Below are 24,789 nucleotides of genomic sequence, written 5' to 3'. Positions count from 1 at the left end.
TCAGTATGGGATTGATGTGGAATGGGCTTCGGAGCTTCCAAACCGAAACGAAAGAAGTAGGCTTTGGCGACATGATCTCATCGATACAAGAGACACGTATTATTTTTTGATACGGCAAAGTGCGTTACATTCGTAACGAATTAAGGTGGCACCACGGGAGTACCCGTCCTTTCTATAGGATGAGTACTCCCTTTTTGTGTATAAAAAATTGTTGAACGTCCTATAAAAATTAAATATGTTAAATCGTTTAAGTAAGAAGAGTACGTATATTTGGAGACGTTACAGAGAGCCGGGGACAGGTGGGAGCCCGGTGCGGTGCCATATACGGAATGGGCTTACGAGAGGTATGCTGAACAATTGTTTTCAGTAGGCAACCCGGGTTCCGCCGTTACAAGGATAAGGTATATATTTTGTACCTGAATAAAGCGGGATGCTTTTGCATCCAACATGAGGTGGTACCACGGTAAATTTATCGTCCTCTACATATTTCGATATGTAGGGGACTTTTTTTATTTTTCAGAGTGAGGTGAAAGGCATGATGACGAAAGAAGAATTTATGAAGCAAAAAGAACTAGGAAAACCATTTTTAATAATTGCTGAAGAAGAAGGAGATAGCATTACGCCAATTTCTTTATATAGACGTATGAAAGGGCAGAACAAGTTTTTATTAGAAAGTTCACAGCTTCATCAAGATAAAGGACGCTACTCTTACTTAGGGTGTAATCCTTATGGAGAAGTGAAAAGCGTTGGTACAGTCGTAGAAATAACGTTAAATGATCAAACTGAAAAACTTCAAAAAAATGTATTACACGTATTAGAAGAAATACTCGCACCAGAGCAAGTAGAGAGTCCATTCCCGTTTGGCGGAGGAGCGATTGGATATATCGGCTACGACGTAATTCGGCAGTATGAAAATATAGGAGAGGAATTAATTGACCCATTAAATATCCCAGAAGTACACGTACTACTGTATCGCGAGTTCATCGTTTACGATCATTTACGCCAAAAATTATCGTTTGTATATGTATACAAGGAAGACGATTCTAGCTCCTATGAAGAAGTCTATGAAAGATTACAAGTATACAAAGAGGAAGTACTAAGTGGAGAAGAGACCGCGGTAAGTGAAGTGCTATCACCTTTATCATTTACTTCTTCAGTAACTGAAAAAGAATTTTGTGAAATGGTAGAAACAGCGAAGGAATACATTCGGGCCGGAGATATTTTTCAAGTTGTATTATCTCAGCGTTTGCGAAGTGAATGTAAAGGAGATCCATTTGCATTATACCGGAAACTTCGGATTGCGAATCCATCGCCATATATGTTCTATATCGATTTTCAAGATTACGTTGTTCTCGGCTCTTCACCAGAAAGTTTACTATCAGTAAGAGACGGTAAGGTGATGACAAATCCAATTGCTGGTACGAGGCCGAGAGGGAAAACGAAGCAGGAAGATGAGGAAATCGAAAAAGAACTGTTAGGAAATGAGAAAGAGCGAGCAGAGCATATGATGCTTGTAGACCTAGGCCGAAATGATATTGGCAGAGTAAGTGAAATTGGCTCTGTGACGATAGATAAATATATGAGAGTAGAGAAATACTCTCACGTTATGCACATTGTATCTGAAGTTTACGGAACATTGCGAAAACGAATGAGTGGATTCGATGCATTAGCGTATTGTTTACCAGCGGGCACAGTATCGGGTGCTCCGAAAATTAGAGCGATGGAAATCATCAATACATTAGAGCATGAAAAAAGAAATGTATATGCCGGAGCAGTTGGGTATATTTCATTCTCAGGAAACCTTGATATGGCGCTAGCAATTCGAACGATGGTTGTGAAAGATGAGAAAGCGTACGTTCAGGCAGGAGCGGGTATCGTCTACGATTCGGACGCGGTAGCTGAATATGAAGAAACATTAAATAAAGCGAGAGCGCTTTTGGAGGTTATGAAATGATTGTACTGATTGATAACTATGATTCATTCACATATAACTTGTATCAACTATTAGGCGAGTACGAGGAAGAAATTGTTGTTGTAAGAAATGATCAAATAACAATTGAACAATTAGAGGAGATGAAGCCGAAAGGAATTGTGCTCTCACCAGGACCTGGGAAACCAGAAGATGCTGGGGTTTGTATCGAAATCATTCGTCACTTTTATAAGAACGTTCCCATCTTAGGTATTTGCCTCGGTCATCAAGCAATTATATCTGCATTTGGAGGAGAAATTGTTAGAGCGGAGCGCATTAAACACGGAAAAACATCGCGAGTGAAACATAACGGAACATCAATCTTTTCATACGTTACGCAGCCGCTTACGGCAATGCGTTACCATTCACTCGTCGCAGCGCAAAATAGTTTGCCAAAATGCTTTGACGTATTAGCGACAGCGATGGATGACGGAGAAATAATGGCGGTTTGTCATAATTATTATCCACTCTTTGGATTACAGTTTCACCCAGAATCAATTGCAACAGAAGAAGGTGGGAAATTAATACGTGCCTTTTTAGCACAAGTGAAAGAGGAGGAAAGAGTATGAACGGTTATCTTCGAAAATTAGTAGAGGGACAGCATTTAACAGAAGAAGAAATGTATGAAGCAGGGCTCCTTTTATTAAGTGAAAACATATTAGAAAGCGAAATCGCTGCCTTTTTAGCTTTGCTGAAAGCGAAAGGAGAAACAGCAGAAGAAATATATGGTCTCGTTCGTGCTCTTCGCGAAAAGGCATTACCATTTTCAAATCATATAAAAGGCGCGATGGACAATTGCGGTACAGGTGGTGACGGTGCGCAAACATTCAATATTAGTACAACATCGGCATTCGTACTTGCAGGAGCTGGCGTAAAGGTTGCGAAACACGGAAACCGCGCTGTTTCTAGTAAAACAGGAAGTGCTGATTTATTAGAAGAACTCGGTGTAAACATTAGCTGTACGCCGGGTGAGATTGATTACTTATTAGAAAAGGTAGGAATTGCTTTCTTGTTCGCACCAGCGATGCATCCAGCATTACGACGCATTATGAAAATAAGAAAAGAATTAAACGTTCCGACGATCTTTAACTTAATTGGGCCTTTAACGAATCCAGTTAATTTAGAAACACAATTTGTCGGTATTTATAAACGAGATATGTTATTGCCGGTAGCGAAAGTATTGCAGAAACTTGGCAGAAAACAAGCGCTCGTTGTAAACGGAAGTGGATTTTTAGATGAAGCATCATTACAAGGCGAAAACTACGTCGCCATTTTAAAAGGTAATGAAATAATTGAAACGAGTATTGTACCAGAAAACTACGGTTTTTCAAGAGTGAAAAATGAAGAAATTAGAGGCGGGAATTCAAAAGAAAACGCAAAGATTACGCTAGGAGTATTAAGCGGAGAAAAAAGCGTATACCGCGATACCGTTTTATTAAATGCAGGGCTTGCTCTTTTCGCAAACGGAAAAGCGGAATCGATTGAAGAAGGAATTAAACTAGCGGCACATAGCATTGACTCTGGAAAAGCATTAGAAAAATTAAACTTATTAATTACAGCAAGTTATGAAAAATTAGAAAGGGTGAATTAAAGTGGGGACAATTTTAGACAAAATTGTAGAGCAAAAGAAAGTAGAAGTTGCGGAGTTATATGAAACGTATTCACCAGTAATGGCAAAAAGGCAAACACACTCACTTGTAAAAGCTTTAGAGCAGTTTACTGTAATCGCAGAGGTGAAACGAGCGTCTCCATCAAAAGGCGATATAAATTTACACGTTGATGTACCAAGACAAGTTAAAACATATGAAGAGTGCGGTGCTGGAGCGGTTTCCATTTTAACAGATAGTCAATTTTTTAAAGGATCGTTTCACGACTTACAAACCGCAAGAGCAGAAAGTAACATTCCGCTTTTATGCAAAGACTTTATAATCGATAAAATTCAAATTGATAGGGTGTATGAAGCAGGAGCAGATCTTATTTTATTAATCGTAGCGGCGTTAACGAAAGAGAAGTTAAAAGAGCTTTATAACTACGTACTAGAAATAGGATTAGAAGCGATTGTTGAAGTTCATGATGAACGAGAACTAGAAATTGCAATTGAATTAAATCCACATGTTATTGGCATTAACAATCGAAACTTAAAAACGTTCGAAGTAGATGTAAGCCAAACAGAAAAGCTCGGAAAACGATTGAATGAGGAAAAATTACTATGGATTAGCGAAAGTGGCATTCATTCAAAAGAGGATATTATTCGCGTCAAAAGAGCTGGTGCAAAAGGTGTATTAGTTGGTGAAGCACTTATGACAACATCTTCTATTAGCAGCTTTTTCGATGAATGTAAGGTGAAAATATGAAAGTGAAAATTTGCGGTATTACTGATGTTGAAACAGCGAAAAGTGCGTGCGAATACGGTGCAGATGCAATCGGATTTGTTTTTGCAGAAAGTAAACGGAAAATCACTCCCGAGCAAGCGAAAGAAATTATTCAGGAACTTCCAGCGCACGTTTTAAAAGTTGGTGTTTTCGTAAATGAATCAGTAGAAGTGATCCAGAAAACCGCAGATGAGTGCGGGTTAACACATGTGCAATTACATGGGGATGAGGAAAATTATCACATTAGAAGATTGAATATTCCGTCTATAAAAGCGGTAGGAGTAGTTGCGGAGAGTGAAATTAAAAACGCAAATATATACGAAACTGATTATGTATTATTTGATAGCCCGAAAGAAAGGTTTCATGGAGGAAATGGTAAGACATTCTCATGGGAGTTACTCGCACATATGCCAAACGAGTTGCGAGAGAAAACGATATTAGCTGGTGGATTAAACATCCTTAATATAGAAGAAGCAATTCGAACCGTTCAGCCCTATATGATCGATGTGAGCAGTGGAGTAGAGACAGAAGGAAAGAAAGATATAGAGAAAATAAAACAATTTATACAAAAAGCGAAGGAGTGTTCCAAATGAATTATTCATATCCAGATGAAAAAGGTCATTACGGTATATACGGAGGACGATACGTTCCAGAAACGTTAATGCAATCCGTATTAGAACTAGAAGAAGCATATAAAGAAGCGATGCAAGACGAAGCGTTTCAAAAGGAATTAAATCATTATTTACAAACGTATGTTGGAAGAGAAACACCGCTATATTTTGCGGAAAATATGACGAAGTATTGCGGCGGGGCAAAGATTTATTTAAAGCGTGAAGATTTGAATCATACAGGAGCTCACAAAATTAACAATACAATTGGCCAGGCACTTCTTGCGGTAAGAATGGGTAAGAAAAAAGTTGTCGCTGAAACAGGGGCTGGACAACATGGAGTTGCAACAGCTACTGTATGTGCACTTCTCGGTTTAGAATGCGTCATTTTCATGGGAGAAGAAGATGTGAGACGTCAAAAATTAAATGTGTTCCGAATGGAATTGCTCGGAGCGAAAGTAGAAAGCGTAGCGGCCGGTAGCGGCACATTAAAAGATGCTGTGAACGAGGCGCTTCGTTACTGGGTTTCACACGTGTATGATACGCACTATATTATGGGATCAGTTCTCGGACCACATCCATTCCCGCAAATTGTCCGTGATTTCCAAAGTGTAATTGGAAAAGAAACGAAAAAACAATATGAAGCGTTAGAAGGGAAATTACCAGAAGCAGTCGTTGCTTGTATTGGCGGTGGTAGTAACGCGATGGGAATATTTTATCCGTTCGTACACGATGAAGAAGTTGCTCTTTACGGCGTAGAAGCAGCTGGAAAAGGGGTCCATACAGAAAAGCACGCAGCGACTTTAACGAAAGGAAGCGTCGGTGTTTTACATGGGTCAATGATGTACCTTCTGCAAAATGAAGAAGGACAAATTCAAGAAGCGCACTCTATTTCGGCAGGACTGGATTACCCGGGTGTTGGACCAGAACATAGTTTACTAAAAGACATCGGCCGCGTTTCTTACCATTCGATCACAGATGAAGAAGCGTTAGAAGCGTTCCAATTATTAACGAAAAAAGAAGGCATTATCCCGGCATTAGAAAGCTCACATGCTGTTGCATACGCTTTAAAACTAGCACCGCAAATGAAGCAAGACGAAGGACTTGTCATTTGTTTATCCGGCCGTGGTGATAAAGATGTAGAGAGCATAAAACGTTATATGGAAGAGGTGTAAAAAATGGGAGTAGAAAAAATTAAAGCAGCGTTTGAAAATGGCAAGAAAGCATTTATTCCTTACGTAATGGGTGGAGATGGTGGTCTTGGAAAATTAAAAGAACAAATCCGTTTTCTAGATGAAGCGGGGGCAAGTATTGTTGAAATTGGTATCCCATTTTCAGATCCAGTCGCAGACGGTCCAACTATTCAAAGAGCAGGAAAAAGAGCGTTAGATAGCGGTGTAACATTAAAAGGTATTTTTCAAGCATTAGCTGAAGTGAGGAAAGAAGTACAAATTCCATTTGTACTCATGACATATTTAAATCCCGTTCTCGCATTTGGAAAAGAACGTTTCATAGAGAGCTGTCTTGAAGCAGGTGTGGATGGCATTATCGTTCCAGACTTACCGTATGAAGAACAAAATATTATCGCTCCATTACTTCGAGAGGCAAATATTGCTTTAATTCCACTCGTAACCGTAACGAGCCCAATTGAGCGGATTGAAAAAATTACGAGTGAATCACAAGGATTCGTCTACGCTGTTACAGTAGCGGGGGTAACGGGAGTACGTCAAAACTTTAAAGACGAGATTCATAGTTACTTAGAAAAAGTAAAATCACACGTCCACTTACCGGTAGTTGCAGGATTCGGTATTTCAACACGAGAACAAATAGAAGAAATGATTACGATATGTGACGGTGTTGTCGTTGGAAGTAAAGTCATTGAGCTGTTAGAAAATGAAAAGCAAGAGGAAATATGTGAGTTAATACATGCAGTAAAACAAAAAGAAGAGGCGTAAGTCTCTTCTTTTTGTTTCCTTTAAGAAATGTTAAAATATACAGAAAATACATATAATTTAGAGGGTGAGAAGGCATGCTAAGACGTAAACTATTATATCTTTTTTTTTACAGCCACTATACGCTTGGCTAATTAGCATGACGAAAATAGAATTACTAGCTCTGCTTCTAGGATATTTATTCACCTTCTCTAATCTAAATCGAATTCAAGAGCAATCTATTTTAGAAGTATGTATATTTTCGATTAGTATAGAACTATTTAGTATCGTTTCAATTGATTCATTCATTTTCATTAATGAAATTTGGGAATGTTGCATTGCAAGTAGTATGTGCCTATATTGTGTTTGTTGTTCTAGAAAAGATGCTTCGGCAGCAGATGGTTTTTCAAGATAAAAGATAATATATAAATCATTAAAAAAGGAGCCGCTTGGCTCTTCTTTTGAATCTGTTATAAAATTAATTGAAAATTACAACATCTGTTATATAATAGTTAAAATTGCATTTTTTACGAAATGAGATGATAGCATGGCAATATTGTTGGCACTTATCCCGATTATGATGATTTTCATTTGTTTATTTTTGTTTAAACAAACGTCATTAAGGGCTTCATTAATTTCTTATGCCGTTTCTGTCGGAATCGTTTTACTCTCGCCGACGTTTCAATTAGGGATAAGTGAAACTGTACACGCAACGATTAAAGGTTGGTTAATTTGTTTTATTGTCGGATACGTTTTGTTTTTCGGTATTTTTTTATTTCACCTCATGAACAAAATGGGGTATATCGATCAAGTAGCGAGATTTCTAGAACAAGTCACGCACGATCGATTATTGCAAATGCTTCTTATGTGTTTTGGTATTTGTCCACTTATTGAATCAGTAAGTGGGTTCGGAATTGGCTTTATGGTCGCAGCACCTATTTTTCTTTCTCTCGGCTATAAACCATTTCAAGCTGTGCTACTCTCGTTTATCGGCCTACTTGCAAGCTCATGGGGCGCGATGGCGACCGGTACAATTATCGGTTCTCAGCTTATTAACATGCCGCTCACAACTCTTGGCACAAATACAGCGCTATTAAGCATCCCGATTTTTGCTTACTTTATTATTCTGTCTTTATATGTTGTCGGTGGCTTTCAGGCAGTTATAAAAAAGTGGAAGGAAGGAGTAGGTTTCTTTCTATTATTTTCTATCGGAATCTATCTTTCTAACGCGTACGTAAGTGTTGAATTAGCAGGGATATTAAGTTCTATCGTTACAATTACATTTGGCTTTCTTATCATTAAATTAAAAGGGAAAAGTGAGCAAAACCTTTTAACGGAACATGCGGCTGCTGCAGAGAGAGAAGTATCCATTATAAAAATTATTAGCCCTTATATCTTTTTAACAGTTTGTATTTTACTTTCTCGCCTCGTTCCAGTATTACATGATTCGCTTAGGTCATATGCGGTTCTCGATTTAAAATCATACTCTTACAAAATAGAGCTGCTATATTCGCCAGGATTTTGGCTTGGTATGACTTGTTTATTTACAATTATTTTCTTCCGCATTCCATCTACTATTATTAAACAAGCAATCTCGCAAACAATAAAACAATGGATTCCTTTTGCCATTACAACAACAATGTTCATTGCAATTTCAGAACTAATGGGAGCATCTGGTATGCATTCATTACTCGCAAAAACAGCTGGTGAAACATTTGGTACCTTTTTCGTTTTCGTTGCGCCATTCATCGGCGGAATTGGTGGCTTTTTAACAGGTAGTAACGCAGGATCAAATGCGATGTTTATAAAACTGCAAATGCAAACAGCTCAAAACGTAGCACTCCCGTGGCAATACGTCACAACGCTTCAAAATACTGCATCATCAGTAGCGACAATCGCTTGTCCATCACGTATTACACTTGGTGCTTATTTATGTAATATCCCTTATCGTGAAAATGAACTATTAAAGAAAACGACGTTAATGATTTTTGGTGCGGTGTTACTTGTGGTGATAGAAGTTATTTTTTGGTACGTATTGATAAAGTGAAACTTTAATTAGTTGGGAGCGTTTTTCATCCCCACTAATTATTAGTTGAACCAATCGGGCTTTTACGGGCAGTCAGGCTCCCGCTGGATTTTTTTTTGTGGGTCTTACTACCCGTTAATGCGGGATAAAGTGAAAAATCCTCCTAACATAGGAGGATTTTCTTTATGATTGGATAATTTGTAAGTATGTAAAGCTGCTACTAAATGAATAGGAGATGAAAGAGATGCCCTTAAAAAACTACGGTGTGTTAAAAGGTACAGTTATACAATCTAAGATAGGAAAAGGGAAAACACCTCATTATCAAGTTCATTTACAAGGCGAAGTAGGAGTAGATTATCGCATTGCAATTAACGTAAAATCGCAAAGTTATCCGTCAGAAGTTTTATATTTTGCGAGCGAACATATTGATTCAGAAGCTATTCGAATTTTACCGACATTATCGTTTGGATTTACGGAAGTGAAAAATAACGAGCCGAGAGTTGCCTTAGATTATGTAAGGGGTAATTTATTTCATTCAAAACAAATGATTCCTTTGCCAGCTGAAAAATCGGGATCTGATAATGATTTAAATGAGAAAATAGAACATTATATAAAAAGAGCAATAGATGAGAAAGCAATTATTTATGCGTTTGGTGAAAGGTGGGGACCGGAAGAAAAGGTTCCGGATTCATATTTCCACTTTACACCTGGAAACGGTATACACGATATTCATATGAATCAAGGGAATGTAGAGAAATGGCAAGGTGATGACGGTATATGGCAAGATGGGGGTTTGCTCATTCATTTTGAGAAGAGGGAAGAGTGGATAGGTATTTTCCTTGCCTTTCAGTCACAGTCATGGTGTACCGATGAAGAGGGGCATGCTCGTGTTCCAGTTGAGAATTGTGATTATAGAAGTGAGAGATAGTTTTTTAGAAATAGAAAGACCATCGCAAGTTAGATGGTCTTTTTTTGGTTGATACAATTATTTACAATTAGATTTGATTTGATATGATTGAATAGACTGAAAACTATAGGCGGAGGGGGATAAAATGACAGAAAACAAACCGAAAGTCCTAATACTAGGATCATGCCATATGAGTGAGCATGAAGAATTATTGTCGGACGAGAGACAAGCTGAAATCACAGAACTTGTTTCTATCGTGCAGAAGTTCCAGCCAACAAAAATTGCAGTTGAAAGCATTACAGATAATCAGGATAAATTAAATGAGAATTTTAAGCAGTACAAGTTAGGTACATATGAATTGGCATTAAATGAAATAGATCAAATTGCTTTTAGAATTGCAGCAAACTTAAAGCATGAACAAGTATATGCGATTGATTGGATGGGTGGAAGTGATGTTGTTGACTTCTGGGATGTACATAAATGGGTGGAAGAAAATCAACCAGAACTATTCGCAGAAATATTTAGTTTAGTACCAGAAATAAACTTAACAGATACTAAAAGTGTTCTAGAGTTTTATCAAGAAATGAATAATCAGGAGATATTTAATCAGCTGCATAAGTTATATGTAAATATGGCACGTATCGGTGATTTTGGTCATTATGTTGGAATGGAATGGTTAACGTGGTGGTACAAAAGAAACTTAATCATGTATTCGAATATCGTTCGCTTAATTGACTCACTTGAGGAGCGCATTTTATTTATAGTCGGTGTGTCGCATTATTCGATTGTGAGTAGGTTTCTTGAAGAAGGGGAAAATTGCGAAATAGTATCACCAGAAAAGTATCTTTATGAAAAGCATGTATTGAAATAAAAAGGTATCCAAATTTTCTTTGGATACCTTTTATATTTAAAATGAACGCCCTCTTCTCATCTTATAAAATACAAAACTTACAAGTGTAGAAATACAAGAGAACAGCAGCGCCACACTAGAAAACGCAATGAGATACATATTATATTTCATTACTTTACCAATTAGTTGGTTACTGTCGTACTGAAAGAGTCCCGCTATTATATTGAATAAAAATAACACGATAAACATGATGATGACACCGTCTATTGATCCTTTAATGTCTGGTTTACTTAAAGCGATATGTGCGGAAATACAAATAGCGATAAATAAAAATAACCAAAATGAAGGGGTTAATAAGTTGTCTATTGTAAATAAACTTTTTAATAAAAAGAATGTTGATAAAAACATGTTTTGAATCATTTCTAAATTAATAGACGTAGATGCAATCGTTGTTTCGAGAGTCTTATTAAATAAAGAATATGACCCTGGTACGAAATAGCGCATTAAAAGGATTAATGCGGTAATACCAGAAATAATAGGGCCGATTCCAATAAAGAAATTTCCAATTCGCTGATATACACTTTTTTGATTGTATTGGTGTTGTACGTAACCTAGAGCACCTTGACTTGTATCTGTTGGGAAGAACTGCGTTGCTACAATTTTATGACGAAATAGTACGCACATAATTGCATGTCCAAGTTCATGAATAGGAACACCAATCCACGCAGTTAATAGGAATCCTTTTCTTCCGAAAGCCCTTGACCAATACATTCGTGTGAGAGATTCTAAATAACCTAATAGAAATCCAATTACAATGATGACTCCAATTAAAGAAAATAGTTGGATCACACTTGTAAGGAGTATTTGAAAAATTGAGTTTACAAATTCCATTGTCTTTCATCCAATCTGTTTAAAGTTTCACTTTATTTGCTATGTTTCATAATAGCATTATTTTTCTAGATTACTAGTACATATATTTTCTTTCGAAGGGAGGATTTCATAATCTTTTTCTTGTAGTCATGTTTTATGTCCAAAGTCATATATTGAATCTGTAACACCCTATAAGGTATATGCTTAAGGAGGGATGAGAGAATGAAATGTCCGGTGTGTAGTACAGAAAATGCAGCGGAGGCAAAGTTTTGTGGGAATTGTGGACATTCGTTAACGGAAGAAGCGGAAGCAAGTGGTACACAGGAAGAAGGGCAACTATCGCGCGCAGCGCAAGTAAAGGAAATTCGGCCGAATGAAACGGTAGAGCAAGCGAAACAATTTGCAAGTGGTTATTTTCAGTTCTTTCAAAATGCGTTAAAAGCACCGACAGCGATTATGAAAAGTGGAAGTATTGAAGTGCGAAATGGGATAGTGAGTCTTGTGCTTATTTGTTTTTTAGGAGCATGTATATTTTATAGAATAATGAGCGCAGCAACAGCCGTTACGAGAACATTTGCACCAGATATATCTACTCCCACATTTTTTGGAGAATCTGTAACGGTCTTTTTATTTTTATTAATTTTAACTTTATTTGTCGGATTTATTATTTTTGTAAGTGGTAAGATGATGAAATCATCTTTTTCTTTTCTTGAAGTATTCGGTATATGGGGAACGATAGCGACTCCGGCTATTGCTATATTAGTCCTTTCGTTTCTTTTTAGTTTCTTATTAATCTTTTTCTTACCGATATTACTATGGGTAGCTACAACATATATAGGGATTAGTATAATTGTAGCTATATTAAAACTAGACAACGGCGGCTTAGATCCTGTTTACACACTTATTATCGCAAATGTTTTCATTGGGATTGCAACATGGATTGTACTTTGGTCTTACATTAACACGATAATTCAAACCTTTACCAGAGGATTAACTGGCTTCTAATGAAAAGGTGGTTGAACGGATGAATGTATGTACAAAGTGCGGAACTCAGTTTGAAGACGGAGTGCAATTTTGCCAAAACTGTGGGACGAAGAGGGGACGTCCTGTAGTACAAAAGCAGAAAATGGGCAAAGGGACAAAAATTGGAATTATACTTTTAGCACTTTTTGTGATAGTAATGGGCGGGTTGTATATGTATGGTGGGTCATATTATTCGCAATCAGCACAAGTAGACCGTATGATTACTGTTTTACAAGAGAGGAACGGGGAGCAACTGGCTGAGATGGTCACGACAGATGACCCAGCGGTTATTGTAACGAGAGAGAGTTTAGCGCCTCTATTTTCATATATAAAAGAAAATCCGTCTTACGTTAATGAATTGAAAGGTTATATGAAGCAAGGACAAAAGCAGGGTGAGGGAATAGAAAGAGTAGATTTTTCTTTAACAAAAGACGGGAAGTATTTCTTTTTATTTGATCGGTATAAATTGAAAGCGAAGACATATTATGCAACGTTACTTACAAATGAAAAAGATACATTTTTAAAGGTGAACGGTAAAGAGCTTGATAAGACGAATGATAAAAAGTTTGAGAAGCAATATGGACCGTTTCTTCCAGGGGTACAACTGTTTCAATCAGAATATAAAAATGAATATGTGAAACTATCCCGTGAAGAAAAGGTTGTACTTATGAAACAAAGCCAAAATAATGTAACGGTAGATTTAACGTTACAAGGACAATATATTACAGTCCAAACGAATGCGCCTGGTGCGACATTATATGTGAATCAAAAGCCAGTTACAACGTTGACTGGAGAAGAGATTACGTGGGGGCCTATATCTACTGATGGAAGTGCAACGATTTATTTAGAACGAAATGGTGAAAACGGAAGAGAAATGACAAAGGTGGAAACTGTCACCGCACTGTCGACTTATAGTCTTCCATTTCAAAAGAAAGGTACAGAAAAAACAGTTATTTACAATGTCACCCCGCCAGTTACGACTCAATATGTATATAATGGTTTCATTTTCCCTGATAGTGATATTCGTAAATTAACGAGTGCGGATTTGGGATATTTAACGAAAGAACAATTGAAAATTGCTAGAAATGAAATATACGCAAGACATGGACATATTTTTCAAACGAAAGATATGCAAGCGTACTTTTCAAAACAGTCTTGGTACAGAGAAAATCCTTATTTTACAGGAGCGTTAACTAATATTGAATCTTATAATGTTGAACTTATCAAATCAAGAGAATAGAGTGCGTGAAAAAGGTACAGTGCATATTACTGTACCTTTTCTATAGTTATTTAGCTGAATTGGGATCTCATGAGAAAAAAATATGAAAGAGGAATGTGACTCTGCTTGCTTTTCCTGATGTACTAGCCTGTACATCAGATAAAGGACCAGATGGTGAACTACTCACCACTTAGCAAAGCTTGAAGTGAGAGCTTCTCAGTTCCACGACGAAAGCAACCTTTCATCTCCCTGAGCGTTACTTCGGAGTGTTCCAACCCTAGATGTCCAACGCTTGGACGCTCTTTTGGTACGGTTGATATTTTACGCAGGAACCGAATGGCTTGGTTTTCGCACTCTATTTTCTTCCTGCAACCTCATATATCAAGTTATCAAAGAGCTTCATATAGCTAGTTTATCAAAAAATTTTGGCTATGCCAAACCGAAATTCATCTCCCACCTACCGTTGGGCTATCGCCCTTCACACGCTTGAGGAAGGAGAATTCTTTCAGTAAATTCGTTAAAGCTGCTTCAGAATGGGGTGGTACGAATATTTTAAGTGTATCATCTGATCCTGCTGATGTAGTAACCGTTATTGTATCTGGAGATAAGTTAATAATTTTAACAGTACCGACCGGAAATATGGACTTACCGGCGTGTGATGCTGAGGCGAAGCGAGTGGCTTTCCAAATATCTTGTGCCACAAATTTGTAGAGGAAATTCTCTTTCTTTACAATAGAAGTAGGTGTTATTTCTATAAAATATGGAAATCGTAAAGAGTATGTAAAAAGAAGGAGTGGTAAAGTGAACTATGTCATAATTGGCGGAGATGCAGCTGGTATGAGTGCAGCGATGCAAATTGTTAGAAACGATGAAACTGCAAATGTTGTGACGTTAGAAAAAGGTGAAATATATTCATACGCTCAGTGCGGACTACCGTATGTAATTAGCGGTGCTATTGCTTCAACTGAAAAATTGATCGCACGCAATGTAAAGACATTTCGAGATAAATACGGAATAGATGCGAAAGTGCGTCATGAAGTAACGAAAGTGGATACTGAAAATAAAATTGTGTATGCAGTACATACGAAGACGAAAGATGTCTTTGAATTTCCATATGATCGATTATTAATTGCGACTGGTGTACGACCTGTTATGCCGGATTGGGAAGGAAGGGATTTACAAGGTGTTCATCTTTTAAAAACAATTCCGGATGCTGAGCGTATATTGGACACGTTACAAGCAAATAGTGTTGAGCAAGTAACGATTATTGGCGGCGGTGCAATTGGTCTAGAGATGGCAGAAACATTTGTAGAACTAGGAAAGAAAGTAAGAATGATTGAGCGAAACGATCATATTGGCACAATTTATGATGCTGATATGGCGGAATATATACATAAAGAAGCGGATAAACATAATATCGAAATTTTAACAAATGAAAATGTAAAAGCGTTTAAAGGAAAAGAGAGAGTAGAGCTAATTGAGACGGATAAAGGTACGTATAAAACAGATCTCGTTTTAGTATCTGTCGGTGTACAGCCAAATACTGATTTTCTTGAGGGGACAAATATACGTAAAAATTATAAAGGTGCAATTGAAGTAAATGCTTATATGCAAACGAATGTGAAAGATGTATATGCAGCAGGAGATTGTGCAACGCATTATCACGTTATAAAAGAGATTCATGATCATATTCCAATTGGAACGACCGCAAATAAACAAGGGCGACTTGCAGGGCTAAATATGGTTGATAAACGAAGAGCCTTTAAAGGTACTTTAGGTACAGGAATTATTAAATTTATGGATCTTACATTAGCGAGAACGGGGTTAAATGAAAAAGAAGCGAGCGGATTAAATATTCCGTATAAAACAGTAAAAATAGATTCAACAAATATGGCAGGCTATTATCCGAGTGCTACACCACTTTATTTGAAATTACTATATCGTTCTGATACGAAACAATTATTAGGCGGGCAAGTAATTGGTGAAGAAGGTGTAGATAAGCGTATTGATGTTATCGCAATGGCACTTTTCAATAAAATGAGCATTCACGATTTAGAAGATGTCGACTTAAGTTACGCACCACCATATAACAGCGTTTGGGATCCAATTCAACAAGCGGCAAGGAGAGCGGAATAGCACTTTTTAAGTGCTATTTTTTCGTTAAAGGGGAATGATCATTTTTGTCGAATAAAGAGGATTGGGAAATAGTTACATATAGGGAAGGGGATCATTAAAAATGGTTGTAGCACTTCAACAAGTTCAAGAATCAGAAAAAACGATTTTACGTAATTTGTACTCACTATATCTTCATGACCTCTCTAGGTTCACTACTAATATAACTATTGGAGCGGATGGTTTTTTTGAATACGAAGACTTGGACACGTTTTGGAAAATCGACGGAATCACTCCATATTTCATAAAAGTTGATAATAGTATCGTAGGGTTTTTATTGTTATTAGAACGTCCATTTTTGAAGAAAGAAAATGACTTTGGTATTAATGATATTTTCATATTGAATCAATATAAAGGAAAAGGAATTGGTAAACAAGTTATTGAGAATTTACTAGAAGAGAAACGAGGACAATATTTCGTTATCGAACTTGTGGAAAATGTACCAGCAGTTTCGTTTTGGAAGAAAGTATATAAAGAAATGAATATTGAATTTGATGAGAGAGAGCAACTAATTGATGATGAAGAATGTCTCGTTCAGACGTTTAAAATATAATGAAATTGGTGCTCTTTACAATTACTTTGAAGTTTAACTTTATCCCGCGTTAACGGGCAGCCCGATTGTGGTGAGGGCTAATAATCAGTGGGGGATGGGCAAAATCCTTGCTGATTAAAGTTTCATTTTATTTTGAATATAGCGTTCACCCTTGAAAAGTATAGTAGTTATCGCTTATATTGTCATATAGTATTTGTTTTTTTAACAAGCAATGAACGAACCAGGGGGTACAACATGGCAATAAATATGAAAACAATCGAAGAATGGATTGCTGAATCAAATACAAGACATGAAGAAGACTTTGGACACGTTGTTGAAGAGATGAAAGAAGTATGTGTCGGACTTGATAACGCGACGTTAATTTATACGAAAAATGTATTTTGTTTTGGCAAGAAAGCAGAAGTATTTTTCTTCTTCCAAGATCACGTTGTTATCGGACAAGAGAAGGAAGAGTATGTCGAAGTTGAGAAGTTAAAGTATGCTGATATTACAAATAGTAATTTAAAAACAAATGACAAAAATACAACGTTAGAACTAAAGTTTTCTAATGGAAAAGCTATCAATTTAGATAGTTTAAATGATAACTACGGTACGAAAAACTGGTTATTTGCAAGACAAATTAAGAGTATCTTTAAATTAATCTAGTAAAAAAGCAGGCCTTGAACGGCCTGCTTTTTTACTTGTTTCCTATTACACAAAGGCAACCTCTCTCCTCATAACATTTCACACCTTTAAATCCTGTTTTATAAAAGAGGTTTACTAATTCTTCGGTCGCTTTAAATGTATCCATATGATATTGAATTTTAAAAGTTTCAGCGACTAATAAAAAGGATCCGTTCGGTTTTAAGACGCGAAATACTTCTTTTATATCGTGTTCAACATCAGGCCAAAAGTAGTGGGTTTGAAAAGCGGTAATGAGATCAAAGAAGTCCGGATGATATGGAATAGAGGAGACGCTTGCTTGATGAATAATTACTTTCGCTGCTTTTACATCCTTCATATTTGCTTTCTTTGAGTTTTCAACAGCCTGATTGGAGTAATCAATCCCATATATTTTCCCATGGGGAGTTAATCTTGAAAGTGTATGTATTGTTTTACCACCTCCACAACCAATATCTAAAATCACTGCATCTTCACGTATATGTATTTTTTGCAAAGCCCAATTTGTTAGTCTCGTATGTGCAGCATTCATAATGCAAAGCATAGAGGAACCGATTGTCCCACGAGGATTTTTCGCTTGCTCGATTAATCGTTGTAAAATACTCAATTCAAACTCTCCTTTTATATAAGAATATGTACTTATTTCGCTTTTAATAAGTTAACTCCTTTAAAAAAGCACGCCATCAATTGGCGTGCTTCTAATTATGCAAGTATCCCTTTAGCCAATTCCGCGCCCGATACGCTCCAACTGGAATTTGAATGAGCGACGTTTCATTTCTGCCATCTATTCCATACAATTGATCACATAAATTTGTATCGAAACTAAGTAAAGGGTGACCGCCCATTCCCATAGCAGTCGCAGCTAAAACGAGTTTATGAACGAGTATACCAGCTTCCATTTGGTGAATACGGTATCCTCTATATCCTAATTCATTTTTATAGTAATCTTTATTTCCAATTACATGTAGACAAAGTGGTGCTTGAAACAGATTTACGTTATCCATCGTCATACTGGATTGGAGGGGATAACGAAGGTCTCCATGCCGTATTGGCTGTATGGAATGTGTTTGACTGTTATAAGCGTAAGCGCCGTTTTCTATATCTTTTACGTTATAAAAGCATCCATATAATGAGACTCGTGCATTTTCATTTAAATAATTACCATCAAGGTCGTTGTAATAAGGGAAGGAGAGGCTCGCTTCTTGTAGTAAAGTAGCGAGCTCGACTGCATCCCATTTCGTTAAAATGAAGTCGGCATCAGGTGAATATCGCTTTTTACAAAGGTGCAAGAAATCATATGATAAACGTTCTACTTTTGGTAGTTGTAAAGTGTGGGCATTATATTGATGTCGTTCTTCATGAGTTAATGTTTGGAAGTGTTCTGTCGATTCAATCATAGATGCCGCGTTTACTTTTGTTATCATCGGATATTCATCTACATGTTTTGAGCGAACGAAATGCTCATGTGTTAAAGGCGGAATTTGCTGTAGTAAGTCATGAGAAGTAACTGTTTTATTTTCAAGATGATCATCGTGAAACCAATCTGTATGTGGTTCTGTACTTAAAGGAACGACCGCGTATACACTTTCTTCATTTTCTGATAGTCCGAGTAAATGATTAATTGCCCGGTCTAGAAACTGAAAATATACCCCATTTGTGTAGCCGAATTGTTTTGCGCATTCAAGCAATTGTCCGATTAGAACGCCACTATCTAACCCTTGCAGACGATATGAAAAGTTATTGTATTTAAAGAAGTTTTTCCAAAACATAGTAGATACGAATGCAGCGCCAAAACAAGAATGTATGTTGCAACGATTACCGAGTGCTTCTGTAAGATAAGAATCAAAATTTCCTTCGCGAAGTAAGACGAGACGATGGTGTGCGGTGTCATAATGGTAAATTCCGTCTGGATAATGGTCAATCTTTAAATACATATATAATTCATTTGGATATAAAGCCCCCCCTGAAGGGATGAATCTTCGGAATAGAGTCGTTGTTTTATTATGTTCTAGGCTAGTAGTAGGTTGGCATAATTGTGTTAAACCAAACGAGTACCAAAGATAATGACCGATTTCCTCTAAGTTAGGTTTAGTAGAAGGATTACGTAATGTTAACGGGACTTCTAAAGAGAGAGGGATGACTGGTAAATTTCGATATAATTTATAAGGAAGTGGCGCATCTTCCCAATCAATCTCTTTATCGGGCGGCATAATTTCATTAATAGAGAAATGGAGATGGTGTAAAAAAGTATCTAGTTGCATCAAATTCCCTCCTTACTATAAATTATGGAAACGGATGCGGATGTGGATTTAATCCCTCATTCGTTAAAGGTTCATTTGTATAGCCGAGTGTCATCGGTACGGTATATACTCTGTCTAGTCCTGTAAGACGAGTGAGGTGGTGACCAAACGTCATCGGTAACATACCTGGAATAATTACTTTTACACAATGTAATCCATTCTTTTCTATGAGGGGGACAGTTTGATCTACAACAATTACTTCAAGCCCAGATTGATGTAGTCGGTTTAAAAGTTGATTCAGGTCAGATGTTAAATCCATATCAAATGATTGTAATGCATTCACTTCTTGGAACGTTTGCACCGGAGCATCGTCACGTAAAAGGAAGTGAAGACGTTCTTCAGCTTCTTTCAATCCGTATAGCATACTATGATCGCCCATTTGCGTAACAAGATAAGGATCGCGTAAACAGTTTTCATATTTTTCTTTGTTTTGATTTAGATCATCATCTGATATAAGTAACATGCCAGCTATTTCATGAATCGCAGTTTTGATTGCTCGAATGGGCTCCATATGAGCACCACCAGCACAGACGAGATTCATCCCATCTTGCCTCGTATTTTTCGCAATCACCCAAATGCTCGGAATACCGTGTTCCATCGTTGCGTTGAAAACGTGTAATTCATATCCAGTAATCGTACGCAAGCGCTCAATCATTAATTGTAATTCAGTATCCTCTGCGGAACTAAGATCAAGACGAGGAAGAGGTAATTCTGCATACCATGTGAGTAAAAAAGCATCGCGCTCTACGATTTCTAATATGCCATGAAAAATGGCTTCTTCTAAACTACCACCAATCGCACATCCATTTGATGTTTCATACACAAAAGCATCTCGATGACCAAGGCTATAATAGGCGATTGATTCTGGGACTAGAAGTGGTCTATCTTGTGATAAAGAATATCCCCATACCCAACTTTGCTGATGATCAGGATCAAATGGTTTAAATGGAAAAGGATCACGATTATAATGTTCATTTGTATGTACACCAAGTGTGAGGGGATTCAGTGCGATATCCTCTAGTTCACGAAAACTACCATGTACATTTGTCTTTTTGCCACGAGGTGACATGCCGCAATATCGTTCTAATCCTTCCAAAATAGCAGTTGATTCACTGAGTGCGAATGAATTAGTTCGGCCCGCGACACCTTCATTCCCAAACATTAACGGCATATTTATAATGACATCAGCGAATGGTAATAAAGAATGCTGCATTTTGCCGTTTAAAATTCCGGTTCGATAATCTAAATAATCTTTCGTTAAAAATGTGTTTAGCTCATGAATCGAACGACAGCGATACGCTTCACTGCTCGTTTTCAAACTCGGTTGTAAAGAAATCTTTGATGCATCGGCTGTATCGTCAGACAAATTGCTACATACTGGACAGAGAGGATCTGGAAGAAAGGAATGCCGGGTACATTGTAATGTTTGTAAGTCTAGTAAAATAAGTTCGTTTTCTAAAGAAGAATGTTTAGTAGATAATATTTTCTCTGTTTCAGCATGAATGAGCTGGCACATTTGTAAAATTCCATTTTGGGTGGCGCGTACATCACGCCTCGTCACATCATTTGCTTTTAACGCATATTTCCGCTGTAATTCCCACATTTCTCGTTGATCAAAGCCAGCTATAAAGCGACGGCCATCAGCGCAGTTGGTACATCCTGTGGCAAGAGGGTGAATATAAGGGCCGATAATCCCTTCACCAAATGAAGTGAATCCCCGAAGCCATGGAATATTACTTGAGCGAAAGATAAGTTCAGCATCATGATGAACGGAAGAAGGAGAGCCGTCATGTAATACAAGAGCGAGATGAATATTTTCAGGGAGAGTTTCTGTAATTGTATGTTGGCGGATGATGGAGTATTGTTTACACAATTGATCATGTACATAGTCTGCGAGTAGGCCATCTCCTATTAGTAGTATGTTTTGAGTCATTTGCTTTCACCCTCCTCAATTAATACCCCATATACACCATCTAAGTTATCTTTTAGAAATGACTCAATTGCTAAATCAAAAACGAATGGATAAAAATTGTTTTCTGCTAAATTTTGCAGGGCAACCTGTAAAGACTGTACGCCTGGAACTTCTTGCTCTTCTTGTATTTCTACCCTAAAAGAATCAGTACTACATAAAATAATGGATGATTCTGGCGAAATATTAGCTCTATAAGGAACCTCTTCATTTTGAATATGAAGGAGTGCTTGTTGCAGAGCGTTTCTTAGTGCCAATGTCATATTAATATTTGCTGCACCATACCATCTATCATTTATACCGACCCAAACGACAGGGAAACCGAGTAATTCCTCACTCATTCCAACTTTAGGCGTTTCATGAATTGTAGAGAGAGCATTGTAGTAAAACCTACAATGGTTATCATGTATTTCGGTTAAATCGAGTTCTGTAATTTCTTCTAGCATATGTGATTGCCGCTCACACAACTTATTGTTTAAATGTTTTTGTAGTGCACGGTATACACCTTCTGTCATCGTTTCACCAGCACCAATACCGATATCATTATGTTCAGGAATAAGACGATGAATGATTTCCTCTACATATGTTTCAACCCCTGTTAAACCAGCTTCGCGGCGCGCTTCATTATGAGTTAGTCCACCACAAGTTATAGTAGGGAGGAGAGCGCTAGGTCCGTTTGATAATGGATTTGCGACTTGAATATAGCACTGTGATAAAGGTAATTGATATAAATTTTGTTCATCCCACATATGGAATATACCAGCTTCTCTAGATGTTAATGTATCAAAAAAGCGGAAAATTTCAGTTGAATTAAATTGTTCGGAACGATGTGCAAGGTTTTCATGAAGATTTTGCACCGTATCAATTGTAAAGCTTTCATCAGTTGCGAGAGGGTGCTTTATAAAGGGATGCCACTTTCCTTCAAGTGTTTCAAAGTTTAATAAATAGAATTGCGGGTTATTCTGTCGATGTGAATCGTCAGCGACATGCTTAAATAATTCAAAAACGATAATATTTGCTAACATTGCACCTGTAATTGGTGAGAAAGGCTCTGTTGGATTTTCATTTTGTAAAGTAGTTTCATGTAGCCGATGCCATGCTGATTCCCAACATTCTTCACGATTTGCTATTACGACAGGTCCAGCTAAACCGATTCTTGATAAGCATATAGCAGGGATGAAATTTTTTCCTTCATCTCTACAAATAGCATGTATTGCTCTTAAACTTTCAATATCTCCATTTTGAGAAACGTATAAAATCCAGTCGAAAGGCTCGAATACTTCATGTAAAGGACGATCGATTGTAGTATCTATTTCTTGTATAAGTACATGATTATCATTTGCATAGGCACGTTCTATTAGTTCATGAATTCGATCGTAGTTTGTTTCGGCACGATCTGTAACAAGATAATGAAATGTAGGTAAGCCGGATTCAAGCAAAGAAGAAACTAGGGAAGTAAGCATATCCCCAGAACCAATTATAAGTACATTTGCTGTGCGGTACGTTTGGAATTTTAAAGCACCTGAATGGGAATCGGCTTCTAAAAATTCAATTTGCGAAGCATATCTGTCGAGCAGTGCATCGTTTAATTCGTGAGGAGCATCTTGGCTTACATCACGAACGAAACCATTTTCATATAAAATCTCTCCAATTTCAAACACTCGATTTTGATAGGGGAGAGGGAGACCAGCCGTCAATTCCTCTAAAGAGTGATTACCATTAAACATAGGCATTAATTTCTCAATCCAGTTATAAATTCCATCACCATCCATACGGAATGAACTGGAGTTATTTCGAAAATAGACACCCCCGTTTGAATCGGGGAGGAAGAAAGTATCTTTATTTGTTTTGAGTTTCGTGTGAGTCGGAAGAGTACTCATTTTTATCCCCCTTATGTTTTGTAAGCATACATTATTAGTCTATGTAGTGCGATTTGTCCCTTATGAGCATAAAAAAAGGCTGTAGAATGGATTCATTCTACAGCCTTTAATAGACTCTTAGTCTATCAACCTTCTAATAATAATGATTTTGGATCTTCAAGCATATCTTTAACAGCAACAAGGAAGCTAACTGCTTCTTTACCATCAACAATACGGTGATCGTAAGATAGTGCAAGGTACATCATTGGACGGTTTTCCATACGCTCGTTATCGATTGCAACTGGGCGTACTTGGATTTTATGCATTCCTAGAATACCTACTTGTGGGCTGTTTAGGATTGGTGTCGACATTAGAGAACCGAACACGCCACCGTTTGTAATTGTAAACGTACCACCTTGTAATTCTTTTAATGAAAGTTTGTTATCGCGTGCTTTTTTACCCAATTCACGAATTTCGCTTTCGATTTCAGCGAAGTTTAATTGGTTAGCATCGCGTACAACTGGAACAACTAATCCATCTGGAGCTGCTACTGCAATACCGATATCATAGAATTTTTTAATGATAAGCTCGTCGCCTTGAATTTCAGCATTTAATAATGGGAATTGTTTTAATGCTGCAACAACTGCTTTTGTGAAGAATGACATAAAGCCAAGACGTACATCATGTTTTTTCTCGAAAGCATCTTTGCGTTCTTTACGTAATTCCATGATTGCACTCATATCAACTTCGTTAAATGTTGTTAACATTGCAGATGTTTGTTGAACTTCTACAAGACGTTTTGCAATTGTTTGACGGCGGCGGGACATTTTCACGCGCTCAACTGGTTTTTCGAATTCAGTTTTTACAGCTGGAGCAGGAGCTGGACTTTTTGGAGCAGCTGGTGCTTCTTTTGGCGCTGTAGCATGAGCTTGTACATCGTGAGGTCTCACGCGTCCAAGTGGATCTGTGCTACGCACGTCGTTTAAGTCGATTCCTAATTCACGAGCCATTTTGCGAGCAGCTGGTGATGCGATAGGACGATTTGTATTTGGTAAACCTTGAAGAGCTTTATTTTGTTCAGCACTTTGCGTTTCAGCTTTTGGTGCTTCAGTAGTTTCTTGTTTTGGTTGCTCATTAGCTGGAGCAGGTGTGCTTACTGCAACTGCTGCGCCATTAGCATCTAAAATTGCGATAGTAGCGCCAACTTCAACTGTATCTCCAGGTTCGCCTAGTAATTTCGATACAATACCTGAATCTTCTGCAATGATTTCTACATTGACTTTGTCAGTCTCAAGCTCAACAACGCTGCCACCTTTCTCAACTTTGTCGCCTACGTTGATAAGCCATTGTGAAATAGTTCCTTCTGAAATAGATTCTGCAAGCTCAGGTACTTTAATTTCGATCATTTTAAATGTCCTCCCCTTATTTGCCTAACGGTGTGTTTTGTCTTCTTTAATCTTCGGTAATCTCCATTTGTTAGCCCGACTTGGGCAGATATTCT

The 24,789-nt window shown here is 37.4% G+C and carries 21 protein-coding genes, 2 pseudogenes and 2 other annotated features (1 of these 25 only partly in view); of the genes and pseudogenes, 16 read left to right on the top strand and 7 right to left on the bottom strand.

Annotated elements, in window-relative coordinates:
* Positions 1–174 (top strand) — a binding site (T-box leader); it begins 65 nt to the left of the window's first position.
* Between the two features lie 63 nt (positions 175–237).
* Positions 238–483: a binding site (T-box leader), on the top strand.
* A gap of 52 nt (positions 484–535) precedes the next feature.
* The 11 genes and pseudogenes from trpE to ACTFQM_RS09255 all read left to right on the top strand — a co-directional run bounded on the left by trpE (position 536) and on the right by ACTFQM_RS09255 (position 10,684).
* Positions 536–1,954, top strand: a complete 1,419-nt coding sequence (gene trpE / locus ACTFQM_RS09305; protein WP_440034127.1) for an anthranilate synthase component I — start codon at positions 536–538, stop codon at positions 1,952–1,954.
* On the top strand, positions 1,951–2,538 hold the full coding sequence (locus tag ACTFQM_RS09300) for an aminodeoxychorismate/anthranilate synthase component II (protein ID WP_440034126.1): 588 nt from the start codon (positions 1,951–1,953) through the stop codon (positions 2,536–2,538). The genes trpE and ACTFQM_RS09300 overlap by 4 nt, the downstream gene beginning before the upstream one ends.
* Positions 2,535–3,560 (top strand): anthranilate phosphoribosyltransferase, encoded by a 1,026-nt coding sequence (gene trpD, locus ACTFQM_RS09295; RefSeq protein WP_440034125.1) that lies wholly within the window; start codon positions 2,535–2,537, stop codon positions 3,558–3,560. The genes ACTFQM_RS09300 and trpD overlap by 4 nt, the downstream gene beginning before the upstream one ends.
* Position 3,561: 1 nt before the next feature.
* Complete coding sequence (gene trpC, locus ACTFQM_RS09290; RefSeq protein WP_440034124.1) at positions 3,562–4,323, top strand: indole-3-glycerol phosphate synthase TrpC; 762 nt, start codon at positions 3,562–3,564, stop codon at positions 4,321–4,323.
* On the top strand, positions 4,320–4,934 hold the full coding sequence (locus tag ACTFQM_RS09285; RefSeq protein ID WP_440034123.1) for a phosphoribosylanthranilate isomerase: 615 nt from the start codon (positions 4,320–4,322) through the stop codon (positions 4,932–4,934). Before trpC ends, ACTFQM_RS09285 begins: the two co-directional genes overlap by 4 nt.
* Positions 4,931–6,124 carry a tryptophan synthase subunit beta gene (gene trpB, locus ACTFQM_RS09280; RefSeq protein ID WP_440034122.1) on the top strand — a complete coding sequence of 398 codons (1,194 nt, stop codon included), beginning with the start codon at positions 4,931–4,933 and terminating at the stop codon, positions 6,122–6,124. The genes ACTFQM_RS09285 and trpB overlap by 4 nt, the downstream gene beginning before the upstream one ends.
* 3 nt (positions 6,125–6,127) lie before the next feature.
* Positions 6,128–6,904, top strand: a complete 777-nt coding sequence (gene trpA / locus ACTFQM_RS09275; protein WP_440034121.1) for a tryptophan synthase subunit alpha — start codon at positions 6,128–6,130, stop codon at positions 6,902–6,904.
* Between the two features lie 136 nt (positions 6,905–7,040).
* Positions 7,041–7,302 (top strand): annotated as a pseudogene (locus ACTFQM_RS09270) (DUF4029 domain-containing protein).
* A gap of 125 nt (positions 7,303–7,427) precedes the next feature.
* The gene (locus ACTFQM_RS09265; RefSeq protein WP_440034120.1) at positions 7,428–8,927 is read left to right on the top strand and encodes an L-lactate permease; all 1,500 of its coding nucleotides are present in this window, start codon (positions 7,428–7,430) and stop codon (positions 8,925–8,927) included.
* 214 nt (positions 8,928–9,141) lie between these two features.
* Positions 9,142–9,834: a DUF2278 family protein gene (locus ACTFQM_RS09260; protein ID WP_440034119.1), complete on the top strand. Its 693-nt coding sequence runs from the start codon at positions 9,142–9,144 to the stop codon at positions 9,832–9,834.
* Positions 9,835–9,958: 124 nt separating this feature from the next.
* Entirely contained in the window at positions 9,959–10,684 is a 726-nt protein-coding gene (locus tag ACTFQM_RS09255; protein ID WP_440034118.1) for a DUF5694 domain-containing protein, read from the top strand.
* A 36-nt stretch (positions 10,685–10,720) separates the two neighbouring features.
* On the opposite strand, the gene ACTFQM_RS09250 is transcribed toward ACTFQM_RS09255, so the two are convergent.
* The gene (locus ACTFQM_RS09250) at positions 10,721–11,554 is read right to left on the bottom strand and encodes a hypothetical protein (protein WP_440034117.1); all 834 of its coding nucleotides are present in this window, start codon (positions 11,552–11,554) and stop codon (positions 10,721–10,723) included.
* A 201-nt stretch (positions 11,555–11,755) separates the two neighbouring features.
* Here ACTFQM_RS09250 and ACTFQM_RS09245 point away from each other — a divergent pair, with 201 nt between their 5' ends.
* Together ACTFQM_RS09245 and ACTFQM_RS09240 are read left to right on the top strand one after the other, a co-directional pair.
* Positions 11,756–12,538 carry a zinc ribbon domain-containing protein gene (locus tag ACTFQM_RS09245; protein WP_440034116.1) on the top strand — a complete coding sequence of 261 codons (783 nt, stop codon included), beginning with the start codon at positions 11,756–11,758 and terminating at the stop codon, positions 12,536–12,538.
* 19 nt (positions 12,539–12,557) lie between these two features.
* A complete protein-coding gene (locus tag ACTFQM_RS09240; protein WP_440034115.1) occupies positions 12,558–13,796 on the top strand; it encodes a TcaA 3rd/4th domain-containing protein in 1,239 nt (412 codons plus the stop codon).
* 491 nt (positions 13,797–14,287) lie between these two features.
* On the opposite strand, the pseudogene ACTFQM_RS09235 reads toward ACTFQM_RS09240, so the two are convergent.
* A pseudogene (locus tag ACTFQM_RS09235) lies at positions 14,288–14,473 on the bottom strand (hypothetical protein); the annotation flags it as partial.
* 103 nt (positions 14,474–14,576) lie between these two features.
* Between ACTFQM_RS09235 and ACTFQM_RS09230 the strand changes: the two are divergent.
* The 3 genes from ACTFQM_RS09230 (at position 14,577) to ACTFQM_RS09220 (ending at position 17,145) form a co-directional block, all read left to right on the top strand.
* Positions 14,577–15,911 (top strand): FAD-dependent oxidoreductase, encoded by a 1,335-nt coding sequence (locus ACTFQM_RS09230; RefSeq protein ID WP_327908290.1) that lies wholly within the window; start codon positions 14,577–14,579, stop codon positions 15,909–15,911.
* A 100-nt stretch (positions 15,912–16,011) separates the two neighbouring features.
* Positions 16,012–16,500 carry a GNAT family N-acetyltransferase gene (locus ACTFQM_RS09225; RefSeq protein ID WP_440034114.1) on the top strand — a complete coding sequence of 163 codons (489 nt, stop codon included), beginning with the start codon at positions 16,012–16,014 and terminating at the stop codon, positions 16,498–16,500.
* Between the two features lie 234 nt (positions 16,501–16,734).
* On the top strand, positions 16,735–17,145 hold the full coding sequence (locus ACTFQM_RS09220) for a DUF3908 family protein (RefSeq protein WP_048369578.1): 411 nt from the start codon (positions 16,735–16,737) through the stop codon (positions 17,143–17,145).
* A 31-nt stretch (positions 17,146–17,176) separates the two neighbouring features.
* Here the strand turns inward: ACTFQM_RS09220 and ACTFQM_RS09215 are convergent, their stop codons facing one another.
* The 5 genes from ACTFQM_RS09215 to odhB all read right to left on the bottom strand — a co-directional run bounded on the left by ACTFQM_RS09215 (position 17,177) and on the right by odhB (position 24,694).
* Positions 17,177–17,767 carry a class I SAM-dependent methyltransferase gene (locus ACTFQM_RS09215; protein WP_440034113.1) on the bottom strand — a complete coding sequence of 197 codons (591 nt, stop codon included), beginning with the start codon at positions 17,765–17,767 and terminating at the stop codon, positions 17,177–17,179.
* Between the two features lie 91 nt (positions 17,768–17,858).
* On the bottom strand, positions 17,859–19,421 hold the full coding sequence (locus tag ACTFQM_RS09210) for a SagB family peptide dehydrogenase (RefSeq protein ID WP_440034112.1): 1,563 nt from the start codon (positions 19,419–19,421) through the stop codon (positions 17,859–17,861).
* A 22-nt stretch (positions 19,422–19,443) separates the two neighbouring features.
* Entirely contained in the window at positions 19,444–21,393 is a 1,950-nt protein-coding gene (locus tag ACTFQM_RS09205; RefSeq protein ID WP_440034111.1) for a TOMM precursor leader peptide-binding protein, read from the bottom strand.
* Entirely contained in the window at positions 21,390–23,309 is a 1,920-nt protein-coding gene (locus tag ACTFQM_RS09200) for a putative thiazole-containing bacteriocin maturation protein (RefSeq protein WP_440034110.1), read from the bottom strand. The genes ACTFQM_RS09205 and ACTFQM_RS09200 overlap by 4 nt, the downstream gene beginning before the upstream one ends.
* 125 nt (positions 23,310–23,434) lie before the next feature.
* Positions 23,435–24,694 (bottom strand): 2-oxoglutarate dehydrogenase complex dihydrolipoyllysine-residue succinyltransferase, encoded by a 1,260-nt coding sequence (gene odhB / locus ACTFQM_RS09195; RefSeq protein WP_440034109.1) that lies wholly within the window; start codon positions 24,692–24,694, stop codon positions 23,435–23,437.
* Positions 24,695–24,789 lie beyond the last annotated feature (95 nt).

The organism is Bacillus cereus group sp. MYBK30-2 (assembly GCF_051915945.1).
GTDB classification, from domain to species: Bacteria; Bacillota; Bacilli; order Bacillales; family Bacillaceae_G; genus Bacillus_A; species Bacillus_A paramycoides.
This window is presented reverse-complemented; position numbering and strand designations above follow the sequence as displayed.

Coding starts and splice junctions, on each gene's coding strand:
- trpE (WP_440034127.1), top strand. CDS start 536: ATGATGACGAAAGAAGAATTTATGAAGCAAAAAGAACTAGGAAAACCA.
- ACTFQM_RS09300 (WP_440034126.1), top strand. CDS start 1,951: ATGATTGTACTGATTGATAACTATGATTCATTCACATATAACTTGTAT.
- trpD (WP_440034125.1), top strand. CDS start 2,535: ATGAACGGTTATCTTCGAAAATTAGTAGAGGGACAGCATTTAACAGAA.
- ACTFQM_RS09285 (WP_440034123.1), top strand. CDS start 4,320: ATGAAAGTGAAAATTTGCGGTATTACTGATGTTGAAACAGCGAAAAGT.
- trpB (WP_440034122.1), top strand. CDS start 4,931: ATGAATTATTCATATCCAGATGAAAAAGGTCATTACGGTATATACGGA.
- trpA (WP_440034121.1), top strand. CDS start 6,128: ATGGGAGTAGAAAAAATTAAAGCAGCGTTTGAAAATGGCAAGAAAGCA.
- ACTFQM_RS09265 (WP_440034120.1), top strand. CDS start 7,428: ATGGCAATATTGTTGGCACTTATCCCGATTATGATGATTTTCATTTGT.
- ACTFQM_RS09260 (WP_440034119.1), top strand. CDS start 9,142: ATGAAAGAGATGCCCTTAAAAAACTACGGTGTGTTAAAAGGTACAGTT.
- ACTFQM_RS09255 (WP_440034118.1), top strand. CDS start 9,959: ATGACAGAAAACAAACCGAAAGTCCTAATACTAGGATCATGCCATATG.
- ACTFQM_RS09250 (WP_440034117.1), bottom strand. CDS start 11,554: ATGGAATTTGTAAACTCAATTTTTCAAATACTCCTTACAAGTGTGATC.
- ACTFQM_RS09245 (WP_440034116.1), top strand. CDS start 11,756: ATGAAATGTCCGGTGTGTAGTACAGAAAATGCAGCGGAGGCAAAGTTT.
- ACTFQM_RS09240 (WP_440034115.1), top strand. CDS start 12,558: ATGAATGTATGTACAAAGTGCGGAACTCAGTTTGAAGACGGAGTGCAA.
- ACTFQM_RS09225 (WP_440034114.1), top strand. CDS start 16,012: ATGGTTGTAGCACTTCAACAAGTTCAAGAATCAGAAAAAACGATTTTA.
- ACTFQM_RS09220 (WP_048369578.1), top strand. CDS start 16,735: ATGGCAATAAATATGAAAACAATCGAAGAATGGATTGCTGAATCAAAT.
- ACTFQM_RS09210 (WP_440034112.1), bottom strand. CDS start 19,421: ATGCAACTAGATACTTTTTTACACCATCTCCATTTCTCTATTAATGAA.
- ACTFQM_RS09205 (WP_440034111.1), bottom strand. CDS start 21,393: ATGACTCAAAACATACTACTAATAGGAGATGGCCTACTCGCAGACTAT.
- ACTFQM_RS09200 (WP_440034110.1), bottom strand. CDS start 23,309: ATGAGTACTCTTCCGACTCACACGAAACTCAAAACAAATAAAGATACT.
- odhB (WP_440034109.1), bottom strand. CDS start 24,694: ATGATCGAAATTAAAGTACCTGAGCTTGCAGAATCTATTTCAGAAGGA.